Annotated in this window: 16 protein-coding genes; 6 read left to right on the plus strand and 10 right to left on the minus strand. The window is 70.2% G+C overall.

Translation table 11 applies throughout. The annotated features are described in order from the left end of the window. Positions 1–138: 138 nt before the first annotated feature. From DMC61_RS30095 to DMC61_RS30130, 8 genes are all read right to left on the minus strand, one after another. Entirely contained in the window at positions 139–1,230 is a 1,092-nt protein-coding gene (locus tag DMC61_RS30095; protein WP_125693340.1) for a zinc-binding dehydrogenase, read from the minus strand. Beyond that, on the minus strand, positions 1,227–1,517 hold the full coding sequence (locus DMC61_RS30100; protein ID WP_125693342.1) for a putative quinol monooxygenase: 291 nt from the start codon (positions 1,515–1,517) through the stop codon (positions 1,227–1,229). Before DMC61_RS30100 ends, DMC61_RS30095 begins: the two co-directional genes overlap by 4 nt. Further along, the gene (locus tag DMC61_RS30105) at positions 1,514–2,107 is read right to left on the minus strand and encodes a glycerol-3-phosphate responsive antiterminator (protein ID WP_016334334.1); all 594 of its coding nucleotides are present in this window, start codon (positions 2,105–2,107) and stop codon (positions 1,514–1,516) included. The genes DMC61_RS30100 and DMC61_RS30105 overlap by 4 nt, the downstream gene beginning before the upstream one ends. An 18-nt stretch (positions 2,108–2,125) precedes the next feature. Then, the gene (locus DMC61_RS30110) at positions 2,126–3,688 is read right to left on the minus strand and encodes an FAD-binding oxidoreductase (protein ID WP_125693344.1); all 1,563 of its coding nucleotides are present in this window, start codon (positions 3,686–3,688) and stop codon (positions 2,126–2,128) included. Then, a complete protein-coding gene (locus tag DMC61_RS30115; protein ID WP_125693346.1) occupies positions 3,685–5,355 on the minus strand; it encodes a glycerol-3-phosphate dehydrogenase/oxidase in 1,671 nt (556 codons plus the stop codon). The genes DMC61_RS30110 and DMC61_RS30115 overlap by 4 nt, the downstream gene beginning before the upstream one ends. A gap of 33 nt (positions 5,356–5,388) precedes the next feature. Next, a complete protein-coding gene (locus DMC61_RS30120; RefSeq protein ID WP_125693348.1) occupies positions 5,389–6,864 on the minus strand; it encodes an FGGY family carbohydrate kinase in 1,476 nt (491 codons plus the stop codon). Next, positions 6,864–8,285, minus strand: a complete 1,422-nt coding sequence (locus DMC61_RS30125) for an MFS transporter (RefSeq protein ID WP_199750138.1) — start codon at positions 8,283–8,285, stop codon at positions 6,864–6,866. The genes DMC61_RS30120 and DMC61_RS30125 overlap by 1 nt, the downstream gene beginning before the upstream one ends. Positions 8,286–8,731: 446 nt before the next feature. Beyond that, positions 8,732–10,123 (minus strand): KamA family radical SAM protein, encoded by a 1,392-nt coding sequence (locus tag DMC61_RS30130; RefSeq protein WP_016334329.1) that lies wholly within the window; start codon positions 10,121–10,123, stop codon positions 8,732–8,734. Between the two features lie 142 nt (positions 10,124–10,265). Here DMC61_RS30130 and DMC61_RS30135 point away from each other — a divergent pair, with 142 nt between their 5' ends. The 3 genes from DMC61_RS30135 to DMC61_RS30145 are packed head-to-tail and all read left to right on the plus strand — an operon-like array spanning position 10,266 to position 14,272. Then, a complete protein-coding gene (locus DMC61_RS30135; protein ID WP_125693350.1) occupies positions 10,266–11,876 on the plus strand; it encodes an amidohydrolase in 1,611 nt (536 codons plus the stop codon). Between the two features lie 9 nt (positions 11,877–11,885). Next, complete coding sequence (lnt, locus tag DMC61_RS30140; RefSeq protein WP_125693352.1) at positions 11,886–13,478, plus strand: apolipoprotein N-acyltransferase; 1,593 nt, start codon at positions 11,886–11,888, stop codon at positions 13,476–13,478. A gap of 26 nt (positions 13,479–13,504) precedes the next feature. Further along, positions 13,505–14,272, plus strand: a complete 768-nt coding sequence (locus DMC61_RS30145) for a polyprenol monophosphomannose synthase (RefSeq protein WP_016334326.1) — start codon at positions 13,505–13,507, stop codon at positions 14,270–14,272. Here the strand turns inward: DMC61_RS30145 and DMC61_RS30150 are convergent. After that, positions 14,226–15,023 (minus strand): DeoR/GlpR family DNA-binding transcription regulator, encoded by a 798-nt coding sequence (locus DMC61_RS30150; RefSeq protein WP_125693722.1) that lies wholly within the window; start codon positions 15,021–15,023, stop codon positions 14,226–14,228. The genes DMC61_RS30145 and DMC61_RS30150 overlap by 47 nt on opposite strands. A 51-nt stretch (positions 15,024–15,074) precedes the next feature. Here DMC61_RS30150 and DMC61_RS30155 point away from each other — a divergent pair, with 51 nt between their 5' ends. The 3 genes from DMC61_RS30155 (at position 15,075) to DMC61_RS30165 (ending at position 17,612) form a co-directional block, all read left to right on the plus strand. Further along, positions 15,075–15,449 carry a DUF4406 domain-containing protein gene (locus DMC61_RS30155; RefSeq protein WP_228708280.1) on the plus strand — a complete coding sequence of 125 codons (375 nt, stop codon included), beginning with the start codon at positions 15,075–15,077 and terminating at the stop codon, positions 15,447–15,449. 44 nt (positions 15,450–15,493) lie between these two features. After that, positions 15,494–16,759 (plus strand): sigma-70 family RNA polymerase sigma factor, encoded by a 1,266-nt coding sequence (locus DMC61_RS30160; RefSeq protein WP_199750139.1) that lies wholly within the window; start codon positions 15,494–15,496, stop codon positions 16,757–16,759. Between the two features lie 67 nt (positions 16,760–16,826). Then, positions 16,827–17,612 (plus strand): SDR family NAD(P)-dependent oxidoreductase, encoded by a 786-nt coding sequence (locus DMC61_RS30165; RefSeq protein WP_125693354.1) that lies wholly within the window; start codon positions 16,827–16,829, stop codon positions 17,610–17,612. Here the strand turns inward: DMC61_RS30165 and DMC61_RS30170 are convergent. After that, entirely contained in the window at positions 17,505–18,506 is a 1,002-nt protein-coding gene (locus tag DMC61_RS30170; protein ID WP_125693356.1) for a LysR family transcriptional regulator, read from the minus strand. The two genes, DMC61_RS30165 and DMC61_RS30170, sit on opposite strands and share 108 nt — an antisense overlap. Between the last annotated feature and the right edge of the window lie 12 nt (positions 18,507–18,518).

Genomic DNA, 18,518 nt, shown 5'->3' on the forward strand with positions numbered 1-18,518 from the left:
GGCCTGCGCGAGGTTTGCCTTGCCTGATGGTGACGATGTGGGAATCGGGACGTTGAGTGTCCCGATTCCCACATCGTCGAGGGCCGCGTTGCGAAAGCCACTTTCGCAACGCCGAACTGCGCCGCTCAAGCCCCACCCTCAAGAGAAGGTGACCACCTGCCGGACCGCCGCACCGCGCCGCAGCCGGTCGAAGCCCGCGTTGATCTCCTCCAGCCCGATCCGGTGCGTCAGCAACGCCTCCACGGGCAGCAGCCCCGACCGGTACAGGTCGATGAACCGGGGGATGTCGCGCCGGGGGACACACGAGCCGAGGTAGCTGCCGCGCAGCGTTTTCTCCTCCGCCACCAGGCTTTGCGCGGGCAGCGCGACTTCGGCGGCGGGATCGGGCAGCCCGACGGTGACGGTGGTGCCGCCCGGCCGTGTCGCCCGGTATGCCTGCTGCAGGGCGGCCACGACGCCGGTGGTGTCGATCGCGTGGTCGGCGCCGCCGCCGGTGAGCTCCTTGATCGCCTCGACGTCGCCTTCGAGCGCGTGGGTGGCGCCGAGGGACAGAGCCAGCTCACGCTTCTCCGCGACGACGTCGACGGCCAGCAGCGTGGTCGCACCGGCGGCTTTGGCGGCGAGCAGCGCCGCGAGGCCGACACCGCCGAGGCCGAACACGACGACGCTGTCGCCCGGACGCACGTCGGTCGCGTTGAAGACGGCACCGGCGCCGGTGAGCACGGCGCAACCGAACAGCGCCGCGACGTCGAACGGGAGGGTCTCGTCCACGGCGACCACCGAACGCGCCGAGACGACGATGTGCTCGGCGAAGGCGGAAACGCCCAGGTGATGTCCTGGACGGCCGCCGGGTGCTGACCAGCGGGTCCCGCCACCGAGCAGGGTGCCGTTCCGGTTGGCGTCGGCCGCCGGGGCGCATAGGGCGGGGCGTCCGGTGAGGCACGAGCGGCAGTCGCCACACGAGGGCACGAACGACAGCACCACGTGCTGCCCCGCCGTGAAGCCGGTGCCCGGTCCCGGCTCCACGACCTCGCCCGCGGCCTCGTGCCCCAGGACCATCGGCAGCGGCCGTGGCCTGCTGCCGTCGATCACCGACAGATCCGAGTGACACAGCCCCGCCGCCCGCACCCGGATGAGAAGTTCACCGGGCCCTGGCGGGTCCAGCGTCAGGTTCTCGATCTCCAGCGGACGGCCGACTTCGCGGAGCACCGCGCCCCGCACCGGCGTCACCGCTCGCTCCCGGCCGGGACGCAGGTGGTGACCTGGCGTTCGGACAGCAGCGGTACCACCTCGCCGAGCACGATGCGCTGGAAATGTTCCGACGCGCAGTGGGCGGCGAAGTCCTCTTCGGACTCGTACTCCTCGACGATCACCACCACGCTGTCCTCGGTTCCGGAGTGGACGGTGTACCGGAGGCAGCCGGGTTCGCGCCGTGACGCGTCGGCCATCGGCTCCAGCAGTTCGAGGACGCGGTCCCGGTGCGCGGTCACATACCGGGCCACCACGACGAAGCTCATTTCTCTCCCGCGCTCAGCTGGGACCGGGTCAGCGACCACAGCCCCGAATCGGACGATGCGGCGGCCAGCGCGCCCATCGCGAGTGAATGGGCCACCCCGGCCCGGTCGGTGACGAAACCGGCCGCCACGAACGGCGACATGACCTCGCGGGCCTGGGCCGACATCCACGGGATGATCGGCGCGGGCATCAGCTCCACCAGGTCCGGGCGGCTGCGTTTCACCGCTTCCAGGCTGCGGTTCAGGTTCGACCGGTCGGTGACGAACACCTTGTGCATGGTCAGCATCGACACCGCGCGGGCCCGTTCGATCGGGGCGACCCGGGTGCTGACCACCCCGGTCGCCCCGATCTCGTGGAGGAAGTCCACGCCGCCGCGATCGGTGGCCAGTCCCGGGCAGGAGTCGATGTTCACGAACAGGATCTTCTCCAGGCCGGTCAGTACCGGGACGATCTTGGCCAGCTGCCCGACCGGGACCGCGGCCAGGATGCCGACGCGGGACGCCGCGTTCGCGAAGTCGGCCACCTTGGCGGTGCCGACCACCGACGCGCATACCGGGACGTCCGCGAACGCCGCCGTGATCCTCTCGTTCATACGGTCCACAGTGGTCGATCAGCTCGCGGAGTCAAGGGGATTCGGCCCGAGGTCACTGGGCAGCCCGAGCTTGCCCGGGTTGAGCAGGCCCTGCGGATCGAGCGCCCGCTTCACCGCGACGAACGCGCCGAACCCGGAGCCGAGCGTGTCCGCGAGATACGGCCCCCGGAGCAGACCGGAACCGTGGTGGTGGCTCAGCGCCGCGCCGTGGCGCACCAGCACGGCGTTGGCCGCGTCCCAGGCCGAGCGGTACCAGTGCCGCCGCTTCTCCGGTTCCACGTCGCCGCGGAGCGAGAAGTACAGGCACGCGCCGTCGGTGTAGGCGTGGGACTGGTGCGCGGACGCGGCCAAGGTGCCGGGGACGGCCTCGATCGCGGCCACGACCTCGTCGTAGATCGCGGGCAGCGCCGACCACGCGCCCGCCATTTCGAGCGTGTCGGCGACGAAACCCGGGCCGGGCGTGAACCCGTCCGCCGACTTCCCGACCAGCATCCGCTCGTCGAGCCAGCGCTCGAAGACGGCCTGACCGTCCAGTTCGGACCCGGTCGCGGCGCAGACCTCGGAGCTCACCTGCAGCATCGCGTCGACCAGCACCGGGTCGCCTTCGTCGGCGATCAGCAGCAGGTTGGTGTCCGGCAGGCCGAAATGTGTCCCGCTCTCCAGCTTGTCGTAGAGCCGCATCGCGGCCGGGGTCGCGCCGCGCTGCATGATCAGCCGGCACGCCTCCAGCCCCGCGGCGAAGGTTTCGAAGCCGTAAGCGACGGCCTTGGCGTAACCGGGCAGCGGGTGCGTGCGCAGGCGCACGGAAGTGATGACGCCGAGCGTGCCCTCCGAACCGACGAACAGCTGGCGCAGGTCGGGGCCGGTGGCGGCCCGCGGGTAGTCGCCGAACCGGGCGAGCGTGCCGTCGGCGAGCACGACGTCGAGGCCGACCACCATGTCCTCGATCTTGCCGTAGCGGGTGGAAAGCTGGCCCGCCCCGCGGCAGGCCACCCAGCCGCCCACAGTGGACAGTGCGTACGCGGACGGCCAGTGCCCCGTGGTGGCGCCGTGTGTCTTCTGCAGTTCGGTTTCGAACAGGTCGCCGAACATCCCGGCCTGTACGTCGACGACCTGGGAGTCCGCGTCGAAGGACAGGATCCTGTTCAGCCCGCAGACGTCCAGCACGACGCCGCCGTGGACCGGCAGGGCGGCGCCGGTGACGTTGCTGCGACCGGCGGACACCGTCAGCGGCACCTTGTGCTCGCCGCACAGGCGGACCACGGCTTGCACTTGTTCCACCGTGCTGACCTCGGCGATCACCGCGTCCGGTGTCGCCGGGTTCCCCGCGGTCTCGCCGATCATCGAACCGGCCCACCAGTCGCGGGTGCGCAGCACGACCTCGTCGTGCTCGGTGTGCACGGCGTCCGCGACCTCTCGCAGCGCCTCGGTCAGCGCGGCGGGCACGGGGACGACGGTCGTCTGCAGCGACGCCGGGCCCTGCCCCGGAGGTGTCCGGTCGCCCCAGCGGGGCGGCGTCGGGGCCCCGACCACGTACTTCCCCCGGTTGAACGGGTGGGCGATCGTCTGGCTGCTGATCATGCGTTGTCTCCCAACAGAATCGACTTCTCCCGGGCGACGTCCGCCCGATAGTCCTGCACTTGCGACGCCACGGTCTCCGGCGGCAGGCCGAGTTCGGCGCCCAGCAGTTCGCCGACGAGCGGCGCGGCCTCGGCGGAGGCGTCCCTGGCGAACAGCCGCAGCCGTGTGCGCCGGGACAGCACGTCGTCCACCGAGCGCGCCATCTCGGACCTGGCCGCGAACACGACCTCCGCCTTGAGGTGCGGCTGGCCGGGGATGAGCGGCTCGCCGAGCGTCGGGTCCTCGTCGACGAGCGCGCTCACGAAACGGGCTTCGGTCCCGTAGCGGCCGCCGAGGTGCGCGGCGATCCCGCCGGTCGCGGCGGTGGCTTCGGCGTCGTAGCCGGCGCCACCGAGCAGGGGCAGGTTCTTGGTGCCGCAGCGCGCCTTGCGCCCCAGCAGCCCGACCGCCTCGTCCACGACGAGTTCGCCCATATGCCTGCTGGTGGTGAGTTTGCCGCCGGTCACGGTGACCATGCCCGAGGCGACGGTGATGTGGTGATCGCGCCGCATGTCGAGGGTCGTCCCTTCGGAGCCGCCGACCAGCGGCCGCAGGCCCGCGTAGCTGCCGAGCACGTCCTCGGGACCGAGCTTGGTGTCGAAGGCGATCGTGGCGCCTTCGAGCAGGAACTCCATCTCGTCGCGGGTGCAGTGCACGTCGTCGGTCGAGCCGTCGTAGTCGGTGTCCGTGGTGCCGACCACGACCACGTCACCCCAGCGGGTGCAGGTCGCCCGCCGCGCGCGGCCCGGGATGGGCACCGTCACCGTGCAGTCGTTGCGGATCTTCGACCAGGGCAGCACGATGTGGACGCCCTTCGCGGGGCGCACCTGCGGCCGGTGTCCCGCGGAGGCCATGCCGTCCACATCGTCGGCCCACACCCCGGTCGCGTTGACGACCACCCGCGCCCGGACGTCGATCCGTTCGCCGTCGGCCTCGACCGTCGCGCCGGTCACCCGCCCGCCCGTGGTGCGCAGGCCGGTCACCTCGGCGCCGTTGGCCACGACGGCGCCGAGCCGGGCCGCGGTGCGCACGATCGCGAGGGTCAGGCGGGCGTCGTCGGCGCGGCTGTCGTAGTACATCAGGCCGCCACGCAGGTGGTCGGCTCGCAGGGTCGGGGCGTGCGCCAGCACTTCGTCGACCGTGAGCCGCTGGTGCAGTTTGCCGATCCGCCAGCCGCCGGCGAGGTCGTATGTCCACAAGAGACTCTCGAAGGCGCGGGCGATCCGGGCGTCGAAAACACCGTCCTTGGCCAGGATCGGGAACAGGAAGGGCAGCCGCTGCACCAGATGTGGGGCGTTGCGGCGGAATCGCTGGCGTTCCAGGAGGGAATGCCGGACCAGGTCCAGGTTGCCCTGCTCGATGTAGCGCAGGCCGCCGTGCACCATCTTGGAGGATTTCGACGAGGTCCCGGACGCGAAGTCGTCCCGCTCGACCAGCGCGACCGACAGGCCGCGGGCGGCGGCGTCCAGCGCGGTGTAGGCGCCGGTGATCCCGCCGCCGATCACGAGAAGGTCGAACTCGCCGGCGTCGAGTCCGGTCAGCGCGGTGCGACGGTCCAGCCGCAGCAACGCCGAAGGGGTCGCTCCCGCTGCGACGGCATTCGGCCGCCGGGACGGCAGTGTGAACATGGTTGAGGAACCTCTCCACTCAGAACTGGGGTTTCACGACAGCGAGACGGCGAGCACGTCTTGCCAGCGCGCTCGGAGTTTCAGCCGGTCGGTTTCGGCGATGGCGGGCTCGAAGACCCGCCCGGGTGGCTGGTGCGCGACGGCCTCGGCCAGCGAAGGCCACAGTCCGAGCCGGGTGCCGGCGAGATAGGCGGCGCCGCGCAGGCTGGCGGTGGCCGAATCCGCCACACGTTCGATGGCGAGACCGGTGAAATCGGCCTGGCTTTGGAGCAACGGGTCGCTCGCCGCCAGACCGCCGCCGACCCGCAGACGGGTCATCGGCCGGTCCATGGTGGTGCGCAAGGCGTCGGCGGTGTCGCTCACCGCGTGGGCGATCCCGTCGATCACCGCCCTGGCCAGGATCTCCCGCGTGGTCGCCAGATTCAGCCCGGCCAGCATGCCGCGGGCGTCGGGCCGCTGCACCGGGGTGCGCAGTCCGGCCAGCGTCGGCACGAACCACGTCGCCTCGCCACTGGGCTGCGCCGCGGCCAGCGCGCTGATCTCGGCCGCCGAAGCGAACAGGCCGAGGTCTTCGATGAGCCACCGCAGGGCGGAGCCGGTGGTCGAGGTGTAGGACTCCAGGCTGAACCGGCTGTGGCCGTCACTGCGCCAGGCGACCAGGCACAGTACGCCGTCGAGACCGCCCACCGCCTCGGGCGGTTCGTCACCGGCGAGCGCGCCGACGAACGTTCCGGTGCCATGGACGCAGGTGGCCTGGCCGGGTTCGAGCGCGCCCAGCGCGATCAGCGACGCGTGCTGGTCGCCCATCACCGCCGCGATCGGCACGCGGATACCGAGCAGTTCCGGGTCGGTGTAGCCGTAGTCGCCGTCGTCGTCCAGCGGCGGCGGAGCCGACTCGGCCGGAAAACCCAGTGCCTCCAGCCATTTCGTGTCCCAGGCGTGTTCCCGCAACCGGTAGCCGCCGAACGCGACGGCGTTGGTCGCCGAGATCGCGTACCGCTCGCGGCCGCTGAGATGCCACACCAGCCAGGTGTCCACCGAGCCGAAGAGCGCCCGCCCGGCTGGAACGCCGAGCTTCTCGAGTTGCCTTGCGGCCCACAGGAACGGGGCGCGGGTGCCCACCGGACGTCCGGTCGCTGCCCACAGGTACCGGTCCCATTCGGGCGCGAGCTTCGCCAGCTCGGCGGCGTAGCGGCTGTCCTGCCACACCACGGCCGGTGCCAGCGGACGTCCGGTCTCGCGGTCCCACAGCACGGCTGTCGCCCGCTGGGTGCAGATCGACATGCCTGTGATCTCCACGCCGTTGTCGGCGGCCCACGCCACCGCCTGGCGGGCGACGTCGACGGTCCGCTCCAGCAGTTGCATGGCGTCCTGTTCGACCTCGGCCGGCCGGGGATGGCTCACGTCGATGGAGGTGTAGAAGGAGGGCCCGCATCGCCCGTCTTCGCCGACGACGGCCGCGCGGGTGCCGGTGGAACCCTCGTCGACGGCCAGGATCCCGCGCCGCATCACGCGCTCCTGCGCTTGAGGTCGATGGTCTCGTCGTCGGGATCGACGCCGCTGCGGGTGGGGTCCCAGCGGACGATCAGGCAGGAGACCAGGCCGAGGAACGGCACCACCGCGAGCAGCGCGATCGTCGGGCCGAGCCCCATCGATTCCTTGATCTGCGGGAACACGTAGAGCCCGATGACACTGCCGAAGCTGCCGAGCATCCCGGTCACGCCGGTGCCGAGGGTGCGGATGTCACTGCGGTAGGACAGCGCCGCGATCGATTTGCCGTTCGCGCCCGGTCCGGCCGAGTGGAAGAAGATGAACAGGAACGGCAGCAGGAAGCCGACGGCGATCGGCAGCTTCCCGAAGCCCAGCCCCATCACCAGCAGGATGGCGAACGCGAAGGCGTAGCCGATGGCGGAACTCGTGCGCAGCCCGATTTTCCTGCCGAAGTACGCCGAGAGCGCGCCGCCGATGATGCCGGCGATGTTGAAGATCATCGATCCCAGGGTCGCGGTCTGGAACGCTTGCCCGAAGATCGCCAGGCTGATCACCGGCAGGTACCACCCGACGGCGAAGTACTGCATCGACTGGGTCAGGGAGATGGCTGTGGACAGGAAGGTCCGCGGCAGATACGGCTTGCGGAACAGCACCCCCGCGTGCCGGAACCCGATCTTCTGTTCCGTGGCGGGATCCGGCCCGCTGCTGGCGCCCGGGGTCACCTGGAAACCGTAGATCCGGCGGAGGCTGACCGCCGCTTCCGCGAGCCTGCCCTTCGCCGCGAGCCACGACGGGCTTTCGACGAGGAACAGCAGCTGCAGCACTAGCAGGACGAGCGCGAAGACACCGGCCGAGCCGACGGACCATCGCCAGATCCCCACTCCGGCGTCGAGCTGGAAGAACACCAGCGTCAGCCCGAGGTTCACGGTGGTGGCGACGTACCAGACGGACTGCCAGAGATTGAGCCGCCCGCGCAGCTTCGCGGGGGTGTATTCGGCGAGCATGGCCATGGCCACCGCGAAGTCGATCCCGTAGGCGACGCCGACGAGGCCGCGTCCGAACCAGACCTCGCCGAACCCACCCGCCGTCGCGGTGAGCACGGCCCCGATCGCCGCGATCGCCTTGGCCGCGATCAGCGGTTTGACGCGCCCGATCCGGGCGGCCAGCCAGCCGCCGATCGGGTTGAACAGGATGGCCACCGCCGGTGCGGTCGCGGTGAGCACGCCGACCTGGGTGGAGCTGAGGCCGAGCTCCTTGATCATCGGGGACAGGCCGGCGCCGAGCGCGGCGTTGGAGTAGGCGTCCAGGAAAAGCCCGCCCAGCACCAGATACCACAGCAGATTGGCCTTGCGCGGCAACCTCGAAAGCCCGTTGACGAGCGCGGCCACCTGGGAGACGTTCGAAATAGAGCCTGTCGGGCTGAGCGTCGATGAACTCATGGACCGCCAACTTTCTGCGCTGGCTGTCAGCGATCCGACACAAAAAAACAGACACGACGAAGACCGCTGACAGTGGCTCTTCGTCTGTGCCTGTCTGAAGGGAGAAGAGTAGATCCCGATCCGTGGTCCGTCAAGACGGCGCCTTGTCCGGCCACATAGGACACTCGCGCGGAAAGATCTTCGCTGAGTGCCGGGGATTCCGGTCGGAGATCGGCGGGGAATGCGTGCCGTGCCTTCCGGATTTCGGCCGCGGCTGATGGCGGGCCAAGTCCGTGAAGGCCTCCTTACCTACCTTGAAGGTAGTGAAGGAGGCCTTCACTACCTTCAAGGTCGTCGCAGGTGCACCGGCGGCCTCAGCGATCACAGGCGCCGTGCGTGAAGGCCCCCTTCACTGCGCTAGACGCAATGAAGGGGGCCTTCACGTACTTCAAAGCCGTCCCGGACGCTTACGCCTTCGGCTGATCCCGCCACCAACGCTGACCGGCTTCGGGCAGCGTCGAGATCGGGTCGTAGTACGGGTACCGCCGCTGCAAGGCTTCCGGGTCCTCGTGCTCGATCCCGGTGCGGTAGTTCTTGGTCCAGTACGAAATCCCGAGCTCCCGGTCGTACTCCGCAAGCTGGTGCACCCAGCGCTTCCCGACATACGGCACGTCGCAGACGATCCGCGGAGTCGCGTAACCGGGCAGGTAGCCCATGATCGCGTGCTGCAGTTCCTGCGCCTCGTGCACGGAAACCCGCCAGTGCTCGGCGTTGGGGATCATGTCGCACATGTAGAAGTAGTACGGCAAGATGTTCGCCTCGCCCTGCAGCGCGAAGCAGAGGTCCAGCAGGTCGGCCGGGGTCGCGTTCACGCCCTTCATCAGCACGCCCTGGTTGCGCACGTCGCGGACGCCGACGTCGAGCGCGGTCCTGGCGGCTTCCGCGACCAGCGGGGTCACCGACTGGGCGTGGTTGACGTGGGTGTGGATCGCGAGGTTGACGCCGCGGCGCTGAGCGGTGCCGGCGACGCGTTCGAGGCCTTCGACGACCTTCGGCTGGATCCAGTGCTGCGGCAGTGCGGCGAGCGCCTTGGTGGCGAGCCGGATGTCGCGGACGGTGTCGATGTCCATCAGCCGCATCAGGAACGACTCCAGCTGCGGCCACGGCACGTTCGCCACGTCGCCGCCGGAGACCACGACGTCACGCACGCCGGGGGTCTTCTTCAGGTACTCGATCATCGCGTCCTGGCGGTCGACCGGTTTGAGCGAGAGCTTGTGCTTCTCGATCTGTTCGGTGGAGTTGCCGACCAGGTCCATCCGGGTGCAGTGCCCGCAGTACTGGGGGCAGGTGGAGATCATCTCGGCGAGGACCTTGGTGGGGTAGCGGTGGGTCAGCCCCTCCACGACCCACATCTCCGCCTCGTGCAGCGAGTCCCGTTCGGAGTGCGGGTGGCTCGGCCACTCGGTGTCGCGGTCGCTGCGCACCGGGAGCATGTAGCGGCGGATCGGGTCGGCGTACCAGGCCTCGGTCACCTTCGCCGGGTCCGTGCCCGCGTTGGGCGCCATCGTGTTGATCATCTGCGGCGGCAGGAGCATCGACATCGTGGCCATCTCGCGCTGGTCGGCGAGCATGTCCTCGTAGAAGCGCTCCTCCAGCTGATCGCCCATCAGGGCGCGCAGCTGCTTGGCGTTACGGATGCAGTGCACTCGCTGCCACTGCGCGTCGCGCCACTCTGCCTCGGTCACGTCGTGCCAGCCGGGGAAGCGGCGCCAGTCGGGTTCGATCAGCTCGACCCGGGTGTAGTCGTAGGGCTGATCGTAGGCGGCCACCGGCGAGGTCGGTTCCTGGATCGCAGTCACTTGTACTCCTCGTCGTCGGAAACGCGTGAAAATATCCTGTCACATCGTTCGGAAGACGTAAATATTCCTGTCCTGCGTGGTGTGTCGAAATCTCCCCGACCCGCCGGTCAGGTGGTCGTCCGCACGCTGCAAACTCAGGAGGGTGACGAACGCGCGAACGACACTCCTGCTCGGCGGGCGCATCTACAGCCCCTCGGCTCCCGACGCCACCGCCATGGCGATCACCGACGGCATCGTCGTCTGGGTGGGACAGGACGGCCCGGCCAAAGCCCTGCATCCCGACGCCGAACCGGTGGACCTCGACGGCGCCTTCGTCGCCCCGGCCTTCGTCGACGCGCACGTCCACGCCACCGCGACCGGCCTGCATCTCACCGGGCTGAACCTCGCGAACGTCCGCGGTGCCGCCGAACTCCTGGCCGCGGTCCGCGACGCCGTCCGCCCCGGCCAGGTGCTGGTCGCGCACGGCTGGGACGAATCCCGCTGGACCGACGGCAGGCTGCCCAGCCGCGCCGAGATCGACGAGGCCGCGAACGGCGCCCCGGTGTACCTGAGCCGGGTCGACGTCCACTCGGCGCTCGTCTCCAGCGCCCTCGTCGCGCTGGCCACCGGGGTGCACGAGGCGCCGGGCTGGTCGGCCGACGGACCGCTGACCCGCGACGCCCACCACCTCGCGCGCGCCACGATGCGCGACGCGATCACCCCGCAGCAGCGCCGCGAGGCCCAGCGCGCGTTCCTCGCCGAAGCCGCCGCGCGCGGTGTCGTGAGCGTCCACGAATGCGCGGGTCCGGACATTTCCGGCGCCGAAGACCTCACCGACCTGCTCACGCTCGCGTCCGGACCGGGACTGCCGGAGGTCGTCGGCTACTGGGGCGAGCGCGGCGGAGTCGAGACCGCCCGCGCGCTCGGCGCCAGGGGAGTCGCGGGCGACCTGTTCGTCGACGGCGCGCTCGGCTCGCGCACGGCCGCGCTGCACGAGCCGTACGCCGACGCCCACGGCACCTCCGGAACGCTCTACCTCGACGCGGCCGCCATCGCCGAGCACGTCGCCGCCTGCACCGAGGCCCAACTGCAGGCCGGTTTCCACGTCATCGGCGACGCCGCCGTCGCCGAGGTCGTCGAAGGATTCCGGCTCGCGGAGAAGACCGTCGGCCGTCGCGCGCTGGCAGCCCGGCACCACCGGCTCGAGCACGTCGAGATGATCGACGCCGACCAGGCGAAGGCGCTCGCCGGCTGGGGTGTGGTCGCGTCGGTCCAGCCGCAGTTCGACGCGGAATGGGGCGGCGAGCACGGCATGTACGTCGACCGTCTCGGCAGCGAACGAGCCCCGAAGCTCAACCCCTTCGCCGCCATGGCCGCCGAAGGGCTCCTGCTCGCCTTCGGCTCCGACGCTCCCGTCACGCCTGTCGACCCGTGGGCCACCGTCCGCGCCGGCACTTATCACCGCACGCCGGGTTCGGGACTGTCCGCTCGCGCGTCCTTCACCGCCCACACCCGCGCGGGGCACCGAGCCGCCGGGGTGAACGACGGTGTCACCGGCAGCCTGGTCCCGGGCGCTCCCGCGCACTACGCGATCTGGGACGCCGAAGACCTCGTCGTCGCGACGCCGGACTCGCGGGTGCAGCGCTGGTCGACCGACCCGCGCGCGGGGGTGCCCCCACTGCCGAACCTGGCCGAAGGGGCGACGCTGCCCCGGTGCCTGCGCACGGTGCGCCACGGAGAGGTCATCCACGATGTGTTCACCCGCACGGCCTAGGGTTCAGGAGTGCCCTCGACCGTGACCGATCCGGACCCCGAAGCGGTGCCCCGGAAGCGGTTCTCCCGCGCCTGGCTCCTGCGTTTCCTCGTCGCCGCGGCGTCGGGTTTCTCGCTGTACCTCAGTTTCGCGCCGCGTCCGCTGTGGTGGCTCGCGCCGCTGGCGTTCACCGGCTTCGCCCTCGTGGTGCACGGACGCCGGTTCCGGGGCGCGTTCGGTTACGCGTTCGTGTTCGGGATGGGGTTCTTCCTGCCGCTGCTGACGTGGCTGCTGGACTTCCTCGGCCCGGGCTTCGGGCCGTGGCCGTGGATCGCGTTGTCGATGGCGCTGTCGGTGTACCTCGGTTTCGGCGGCGCGTTCGCCACCGTGGTGTGGCGGCTGCCGCTCGGACCACTGTGGGCCGCGTTGGTGATCATCGCGTTGGAGACACCGCGGGCCTGGTTCCCCTTCGGCGGTTTCCCGTGGGGCCGGGTGGCGTTCAGCCAGCCCGAGGGCGCCTTCGTCTCGCTGGCCTCGATCGGCGGAGCTCCGCTGGTGGGTCTCGCCGTCGTGGCGACCGGTTTCGGGCTCGCGGCGCTGTGCCTGCGGCTGAGGGGCGCCGATCCGCGACGGTCCCTGGTGGCCGCGGCGGCGGTGACGCTGGTGCCGGTGGTGGCGGGTCTCGCGGTGTGGCCGACGATCGGCACCGAGGCCCAGGACGGCGAACTCACCGTCGCCACGGTGCAGGGCAACGCCCCGGACATCGGCCTGGCGCTGGAAGGCCGCCGCGACGAACTGCGGAACAACCACCTCGCCGAGAGCGCACGCCTGCTGGAAAAGCTGAAGGCGAGCAACACCAAGGTCGACCTGCTGGTGTGGCCCGAGACCGCGATGGCCATGCGCACCGGTGACGCCGGCGTCGATCAGATGGTCCGCGACTACGGCACGCAAGCGATCATCGGCGCGCTGGTCCGGCTGCCCGACGGCACCGCCCAGAACTCCGCGCTGGTCTGGGATCCGGCGACCGGCCCCGGCCAGCGCTACGCCAAGCAGCAGCTGGTCCCGTTCGGCGAGTACGTCCCGGCCCGTGAGGTCGCGAAGCTGGTGACGCCGTTCGTCGACAGCGTGGCGAACATGACACCGGGTGACGGCGCCAACGCCGCGCTGTCGGTCGCGGGCACCAGGGTCGGCGTCTTCATCTGCTACGAGACCGCGTTCGACTACCCGGCGAGGGAATCGGTCGCCGACGGCGCGGAACTGCTCGTCGTGCCGACCAACAACGCCTGGTACGGGCCGGGGGAGATGAGTTACCAGCAGCTGGCGATGTCGCGGCTGCGGGCGGTGGAGCATGGGCGCGCGGTGATCGTTTCGGCCACCAGCGGGGTCAGCGCGATCGTCGCTCCCGACGGTTCGATCACGGCCTCCACCAGCCTGTTCACCGCAGACTCCCTGGTGGGGCGCGTACCGCTGAGGCAGCAGACTACGCTGTCGGATCTACTCGGTGTGACGACGGAGTACGGACTGCTGGCCCTGGCGATCGCCGGGGTTACCGGCGGGTACGTGCTCCGTTTCCGCACCCGGCGCGCGAGCGCCGCCAAGGCAACGAGGGAAGCGGCGGGCTGACCCGCCGGAACACGGAGGAAAAGCGGATGGCGCAGGCGCCGCGGGGGGCCCAGGGAATCGACCCGGTGCTGGTGGTGGTCCCGACGTACAACGAGCGGGACAACATCGGCCCGATCCTGGAACGTCTGCTCAAGGCACTCCCGGACGTGCACGCCCTCGTCGTCGACGACGGCAGCCCGGACGGCACCGGTGACGTCGCCGACGAACTCGCGAAGGCCGACGAGCGGATCCACGTCATGCACCGGACCGAGAAGGCCGGCCTCGGTGCCGCGTACGTCGCGGGATTCCGCTGGGGGCTCTCCCGCGACTACGCCACCATCGTCGAGATGGACGCCGACGGCTCGCACGCGCCGGAGGACCTGCCCCGGGTGCTGGCCGCGCTCGAGGACGCGGATCTGTCCATCGGCTCCCGCTACGTTCCCGGTGGCAGCACGGTGAACTGGCCGTTCCAGCGCAAGGCGCTGTCCTGGATGGCGAACTTCTACGCGAGGGTCGCGCTCGGCACGAAGATCAAGGACATCACCGCGGGCTTCCGCGCGTATCGCCGCACGGTGCTGGAAAAGCTCCCGCTCGACGAGATCGCCTCGCGCGGCTACTGCTTCCAGATCGACCTGGCGTTCCGCACGGCGCTCGCCGGGTTCGAGGTCGTCGAGGTGCCGATCACCTTCACCGAACGTGAGGTCGGCCAGTCGAAGATGAGCGGCTCGGTCGTGCGCGAGGCGATCGTCCTGGTGGGACTGTGGGGCGTCAAGCGTCGCTGGCAGCAGCTTCGCGGGCTGGCCAAGAAGGGCTGACGCCCAGCACGCTCAGCCCGAGTTTCCCCAGTTCCTTCACCGTCGGCTCGTCCGGCGCCGCGTCGGTGATCACGCCCGCGACGTCGGACAGGGGGAGCACGGTGAACGGCGAGGCCGCGCCGATCTTCTCGGAACTGGCCAGCACGTAGGTGTCGGCGGCCCGTTTGGCGAGGGTGCGTTTCATCGCGGCCTCGTCGGAGTCGCCGGTGGTGAGCCCGGTTTCGGGATGCACCCCGGTGACGCCGAGGAAGAACAGATCGGCGTTGATCCCCATCGCCGCCTCCGCCGCGGCCGCTCCACAGGTGACGGCGGAGTGTTTGAAGAGCCGGCCGCCGATCAGGAACACCTCGACCTTCGGATGCGTGACGAGCGCGGCCGCGACCGTGGGACTGTGCGTGACGATCTTCGCTTCGAGATCGACAGGGAGCGCCTTCGCCAGCGCGAGCGCGGTGGTCCCGCCGTCGAGGATGACCGTCGAGCCGAGCCGGATCAACGCTGCTGCACGTTTCGCGATCCGTTCCTTGCCTGCGACGCTGACCGCCATACGCGTCGCGTAGTCCGCGGTGGCTGGCGAGACCGGCAAGGCTCCGCCGTAGACGCGTTGACAGAGTCCGGCGTCGGCGAGTTCTCGCAGGTCACGGCGAATACTGTCCTCGGACACGCCGAGTTCGGCGGCGAGATCCTTGGCCACGATCCGGCCTTCGGTTTTGAGTCGTTCCATCAGCAGGTCTCGTCGCTGCGCAGCCAACATGTGCACGTTCCTCCTTGTTCCTGCAGATTGTTGCACATTATGCTCTGCCGCATGAGCAAACCTCTGATGATCCTCATCGCCGGGCCGTTCCGCTCCGGCACCGGCGACGACCCCGAACTTCTCGCCCGCAACCTCGCCCGGCTCGAAGAGGCCGCCTGGCCGATCTTCCGCAGCGGGCACGTGCCGATGATCGGCGAGTGGGTCGCGTTGCCGGTGCTGCGCGGGGCGGGCGGGAAGACCGTCGCCGATCCGGTCGCCAAGGAGGTCATGTACCCGACGGCCGACCGGCTCCTGCACCACTGCGACGCCGTCCTGCGGCTGCCGGGCGAATCCACCGGCGCCGACCAGGACGTCGCCATCGCCCTGTCCCGCGGGCTCGACGTCTATCACCGAGTCGAGGACATCCCGGGGTATCAAGCCGCATAATGCGTCACTTGATCGAATGTGACGTTTTCGGGGGAAGGTGAGCCGTGACCGGGAAGGTCTGCGGGATGTGCGGAGGCCCGCTGCCGTCGAAGGCGGATTCGCGCGGGCGTACGGCCGTCTACTGCTCGGCCGCGTGCCGCCAGCGGGCCTACCGGTCACGGCGCGACCCCGCCCCCGACGTGCAAACCCTCATCGCCGAGATCGGCCGCGTCGCGAACCGGCTGGCACCTCAGCCGCCGGAGGAGTTCCTCACCGATCTCACCTCCCTCACCTCCGGTGTCGGCAAGCTGCGGCGGATCGCTCAACTGGCACTGCGGACGAAGGACGAAAACGTCACATCGGAGCCCGTGACGGAAACCGTCGACGAGGTCACCTTCGCCGGGAGGATCGAGGAGCACCAGCGAGAGCTGCGCGTGCACTGCTACCGCATGGTCGGGTCCTACGACGACGCGGAAGACCTGGTCCAGGAGACATTCCTGCGGGCGTGGCGCGGTCGCGAAGGGTTCGAAGGCCGGTCGAGTTTCCGCGCCTGGCTCTACCGCATCGCGACCAACACCTGCCTCGATTTCCTGCGCCGCAACAAACGGGTCCCACGCCCCTACGACCCGTTGCCCGACGTCGAACAGGGCGAACCTCCGCAGTTCCTGCCCTGGTTGCAGCCGTTCCCGGACGACTCCGCGGAGATCGCCGAGACCAGGGAAACGATGGAGCTCGTCTTCCTGGCCGCCATCCAGCACCTCCCGCCGAAACAACGGGCCGTGGTGATCCTCAACGACGTCCTCGGCTGGACGGCCGCCGAAACTGCGGACCTGCTGGAAACCAGCGTCGCCTCGGTCACCAGCGCCCTTCAGCGCGCACGCCCCACGCTGCGCGAACGCCTGCCGGAACGCCGCACCGACTGGGCCAAGACCGTGCGACCGACCGAGGAGGAGCAGGCGATCCTGCGGCGCTACATGGCCGCCGCCACCGCCAACGGGGACAGCCGGGTCATGGCCGAGCTGCTCAGGGAGGACGTGCTGGTCACGATGCCGCCGAATCCGCTGTGGTTCTCCGGCCGCGACGTTTTCCTCGAGTTCGTCGCCCAATCCCTCGATCCCGCCTCGCCGACGTATTTCGGGGAGTGGAAACACCTTCCGGCCGTGGCCAACGGGCTTCCCGCCGCAGCGGGCTACGTCCGACGGCCGGGCACCCGGATCTACCGGGCACAGGTGCTCGACGTGCTGCGCATCGAAGACGGGAAGATCGCCGAGATCACCGCGTTCGAGCCGCATCTGTTCCCCGCGTTCGGGCTACCCCTGACGCTGACCTGAGGACCGATGAGATCTCCGCGCCTTCCGCGTCTCAACCGTCGTAACCGACAACGCGGAAGGAAAACCCATGAGCCTCCAGAACAAGAACGCGATCATCTACGGCGCCGGCGGAGCGATCGGCAACGGCGTCGCCAAGGAGTTCGCCGCGCGCGGAGCCCGCGTCTTCCTCACCGGCCGCCACGAACCGGCACTGACGAAGCTCGCCGGCGAGATCAAGGAGACCGGGGGACAGGCCGAAGTCGCCGTCGTCGACGGCCTCGACGAAGCCGCGGTCCACGCGCACGCGGCTTCCGTCGTGGCCGAGGCGGGCAGCATCGACGTCTCGCTCAACCTCGTCCCGCGTGGCGACATCCAGGGCATCCCGCTCGTGGAGATGTCGGTCGAGGACTACGTCCGCCCGATCACCGACGGCATCACCACGAACTTCATCACCGCACGGGCCGCCGCCCGGCACATGGTCGCCCAGGGCTCCGGCGCCATCCTCGCCCTCGACAGCGGCTCCGCCCACGGCAGCCCGATGATGGGCGCCACGGGCTCGATCGACGCCGCGCTGGACACCTTCATCCGCAATCTCGCCGTCGAGATCGGACCGCACGGCGTCCGCGCGCTCGGCATCTGGGTCGCGGGTATCCCGGAAACCTTCACGCCCGAGAAACTCTCCGCGGTGAACAACCAGCTGCCGGCGACCCCCGAAATGGTGCAGAACGTCCTCGACGGCCTCACCGAGGCCCGGCTGACCAAACGCTCACCGCGCCTCGCCGAGGTCGCCGCCACGCTGGCGTTCCTCGCCTCCGACGACGCCATGGGGATCACCGGCACGTTCATCAACGTGACCAGCATGTACCCCAGCTGACCGAGCCGCCCCCAGCTCCGCCAGCACCGCCCGGATCGCGGGACTCGACTCGGCACTGCGGCGCCACGCGGCGTGCACCTCGCGCGTCGGCGGGCGCCGCAGCGGCCGGGCGACGAGACCTTCGGCCAACGGCGGGCGAGCCAGCCGGGGGATCAACGCGACGACCTCACCTGAGGCGACCAGCGACAGCTGTGTGGAGAAGTCGTCGACCAGATGCCGCACGTCGGGTTCTTCGGGAAGGCCGGCGAACACGCGCCGGAACCACTGGTGGCAGACCGTGCCGGGTGGACTGGTCACCCACGCGTGCCCGGCCAGGTCCGTGCCGTCCAGCGGCGGCTCGGCCCGCGCCAGGAGATGAGTCTCGGCCATGACGACGTCACCGAGGTCGGTGTGCACCAGGCGCCGTGACAACGCAGGGGACAGCGGGACCGGCAGGCCGTCGGCGTCATGCAGGAGCGCGAGGCCGGCGGTCCCGGCCTCGACCGAATGCAGAGCCTGATCGGGGTCCTGCTCGGTGATGTGCAGCCGGAGCTCGGGGTAGCGGGTCAGGAGCCGGGGATGGACCGGGGCGAGCAGGCCGCGGATACCGGTGGAGAACGCGGCCACCCGCAAGACCCCGCGCGGCGCGCCCTCCGCGACCGACTGAGCGGCCTCGGCGCACCGTTCGAGCGCCTGGAACACCTCCAGCGAGGAGTCGACGACGGCCTGGCCCGCCGGAGTCAGCACGACGCCGCGGCCGGCCGGAGCGAGCACCGGCATCCCGATCTGGCGTTCCAGCCGCTTGATCTGCTGCGACACCGCCGACGCCGTGAAACCCAGCTCGTCCGCCGCCCGCGCCAACGTCCCCAACGCGGCCACCGACCGCAGTGCCCGCAGAGCCCCGACCTCGATCATGAAGTCAGGCTA

This window comes from Amycolatopsis sp. WAC 04169 (assembly GCF_003947535.1).
Classification (GTDB): domain Bacteria; phylum Actinomycetota; class Actinomycetes; order Mycobacteriales; family Pseudonocardiaceae; genus Amycolatopsis; species Amycolatopsis keratiniphila.

Excerpts from the sequence above, each read along its gene's own strand:
- DMC61_RS30115 (WP_125693346.1), bottom strand. The coding sequence starts at position 5,355 with ATGTTCACACTGCCGTCCCGGCGGCCGAATGCCGTCGCAGCGGGAGCG.
- DMC61_RS30110 (WP_125693344.1), bottom strand. The coding sequence starts at position 3,688 with ATGATCAGCAGCCAGACGATCGCCCACCCGTTCAACCGGGGGAAGTAC.
- DMC61_RS30100 (WP_125693342.1), bottom strand. The coding sequence starts at position 1,517 with ATGAGCTTCGTCGTGGTGGCCCGGTATGTGACCGCGCACCGGGACCGC.
- DMC61_RS30170 (WP_125693356.1), bottom strand. The coding sequence starts at position 18,506 with ATGATCGAGGTCGGGGCTCTGCGGGCACTGCGGTCGGTGGCCGCGTTG.
- DMC61_RS30120 (WP_125693348.1), bottom strand. The coding sequence starts at position 6,864 with ATGCGGCGCGGGATCCTGGCCGTCGACGAGGGTTCCACCGGCACCCGC.
- DMC61_RS30105 (WP_016334334.1), bottom strand. The coding sequence starts at position 2,107 with ATGAACGAGAGGATCACGGCGGCGTTCGCGGACGTCCCGGTATGCGCG.
- DMC61_RS30125 (WP_199750138.1), bottom strand. The coding sequence starts at position 8,285 with ATGAGTTCATCGACGCTCAGCCCGACAGGCTCTATTTCGAACGTCTCC.
- DMC61_RS30145 (WP_016334326.1), top strand. The coding sequence starts at position 13,505 with ATGGCGCAGGCGCCGCGGGGGGCCCAGGGAATCGACCCGGTGCTGGTG.
- DMC61_RS30155 (WP_228708280.1), top strand. The coding sequence starts at position 15,075 with ATGAGCAAACCTCTGATGATCCTCATCGCCGGGCCGTTCCGCTCCGGC.
- DMC61_RS30150 (WP_125693722.1), bottom strand. The coding sequence starts at position 15,023 with ATGTTGGCTGCGCAGCGACGAGACCTGCTGATGGAACGACTCAAAACC.
- DMC61_RS30165 (WP_125693354.1), top strand. The coding sequence starts at position 16,827 with ATGAGCCTCCAGAACAAGAACGCGATCATCTACGGCGCCGGCGGAGCG.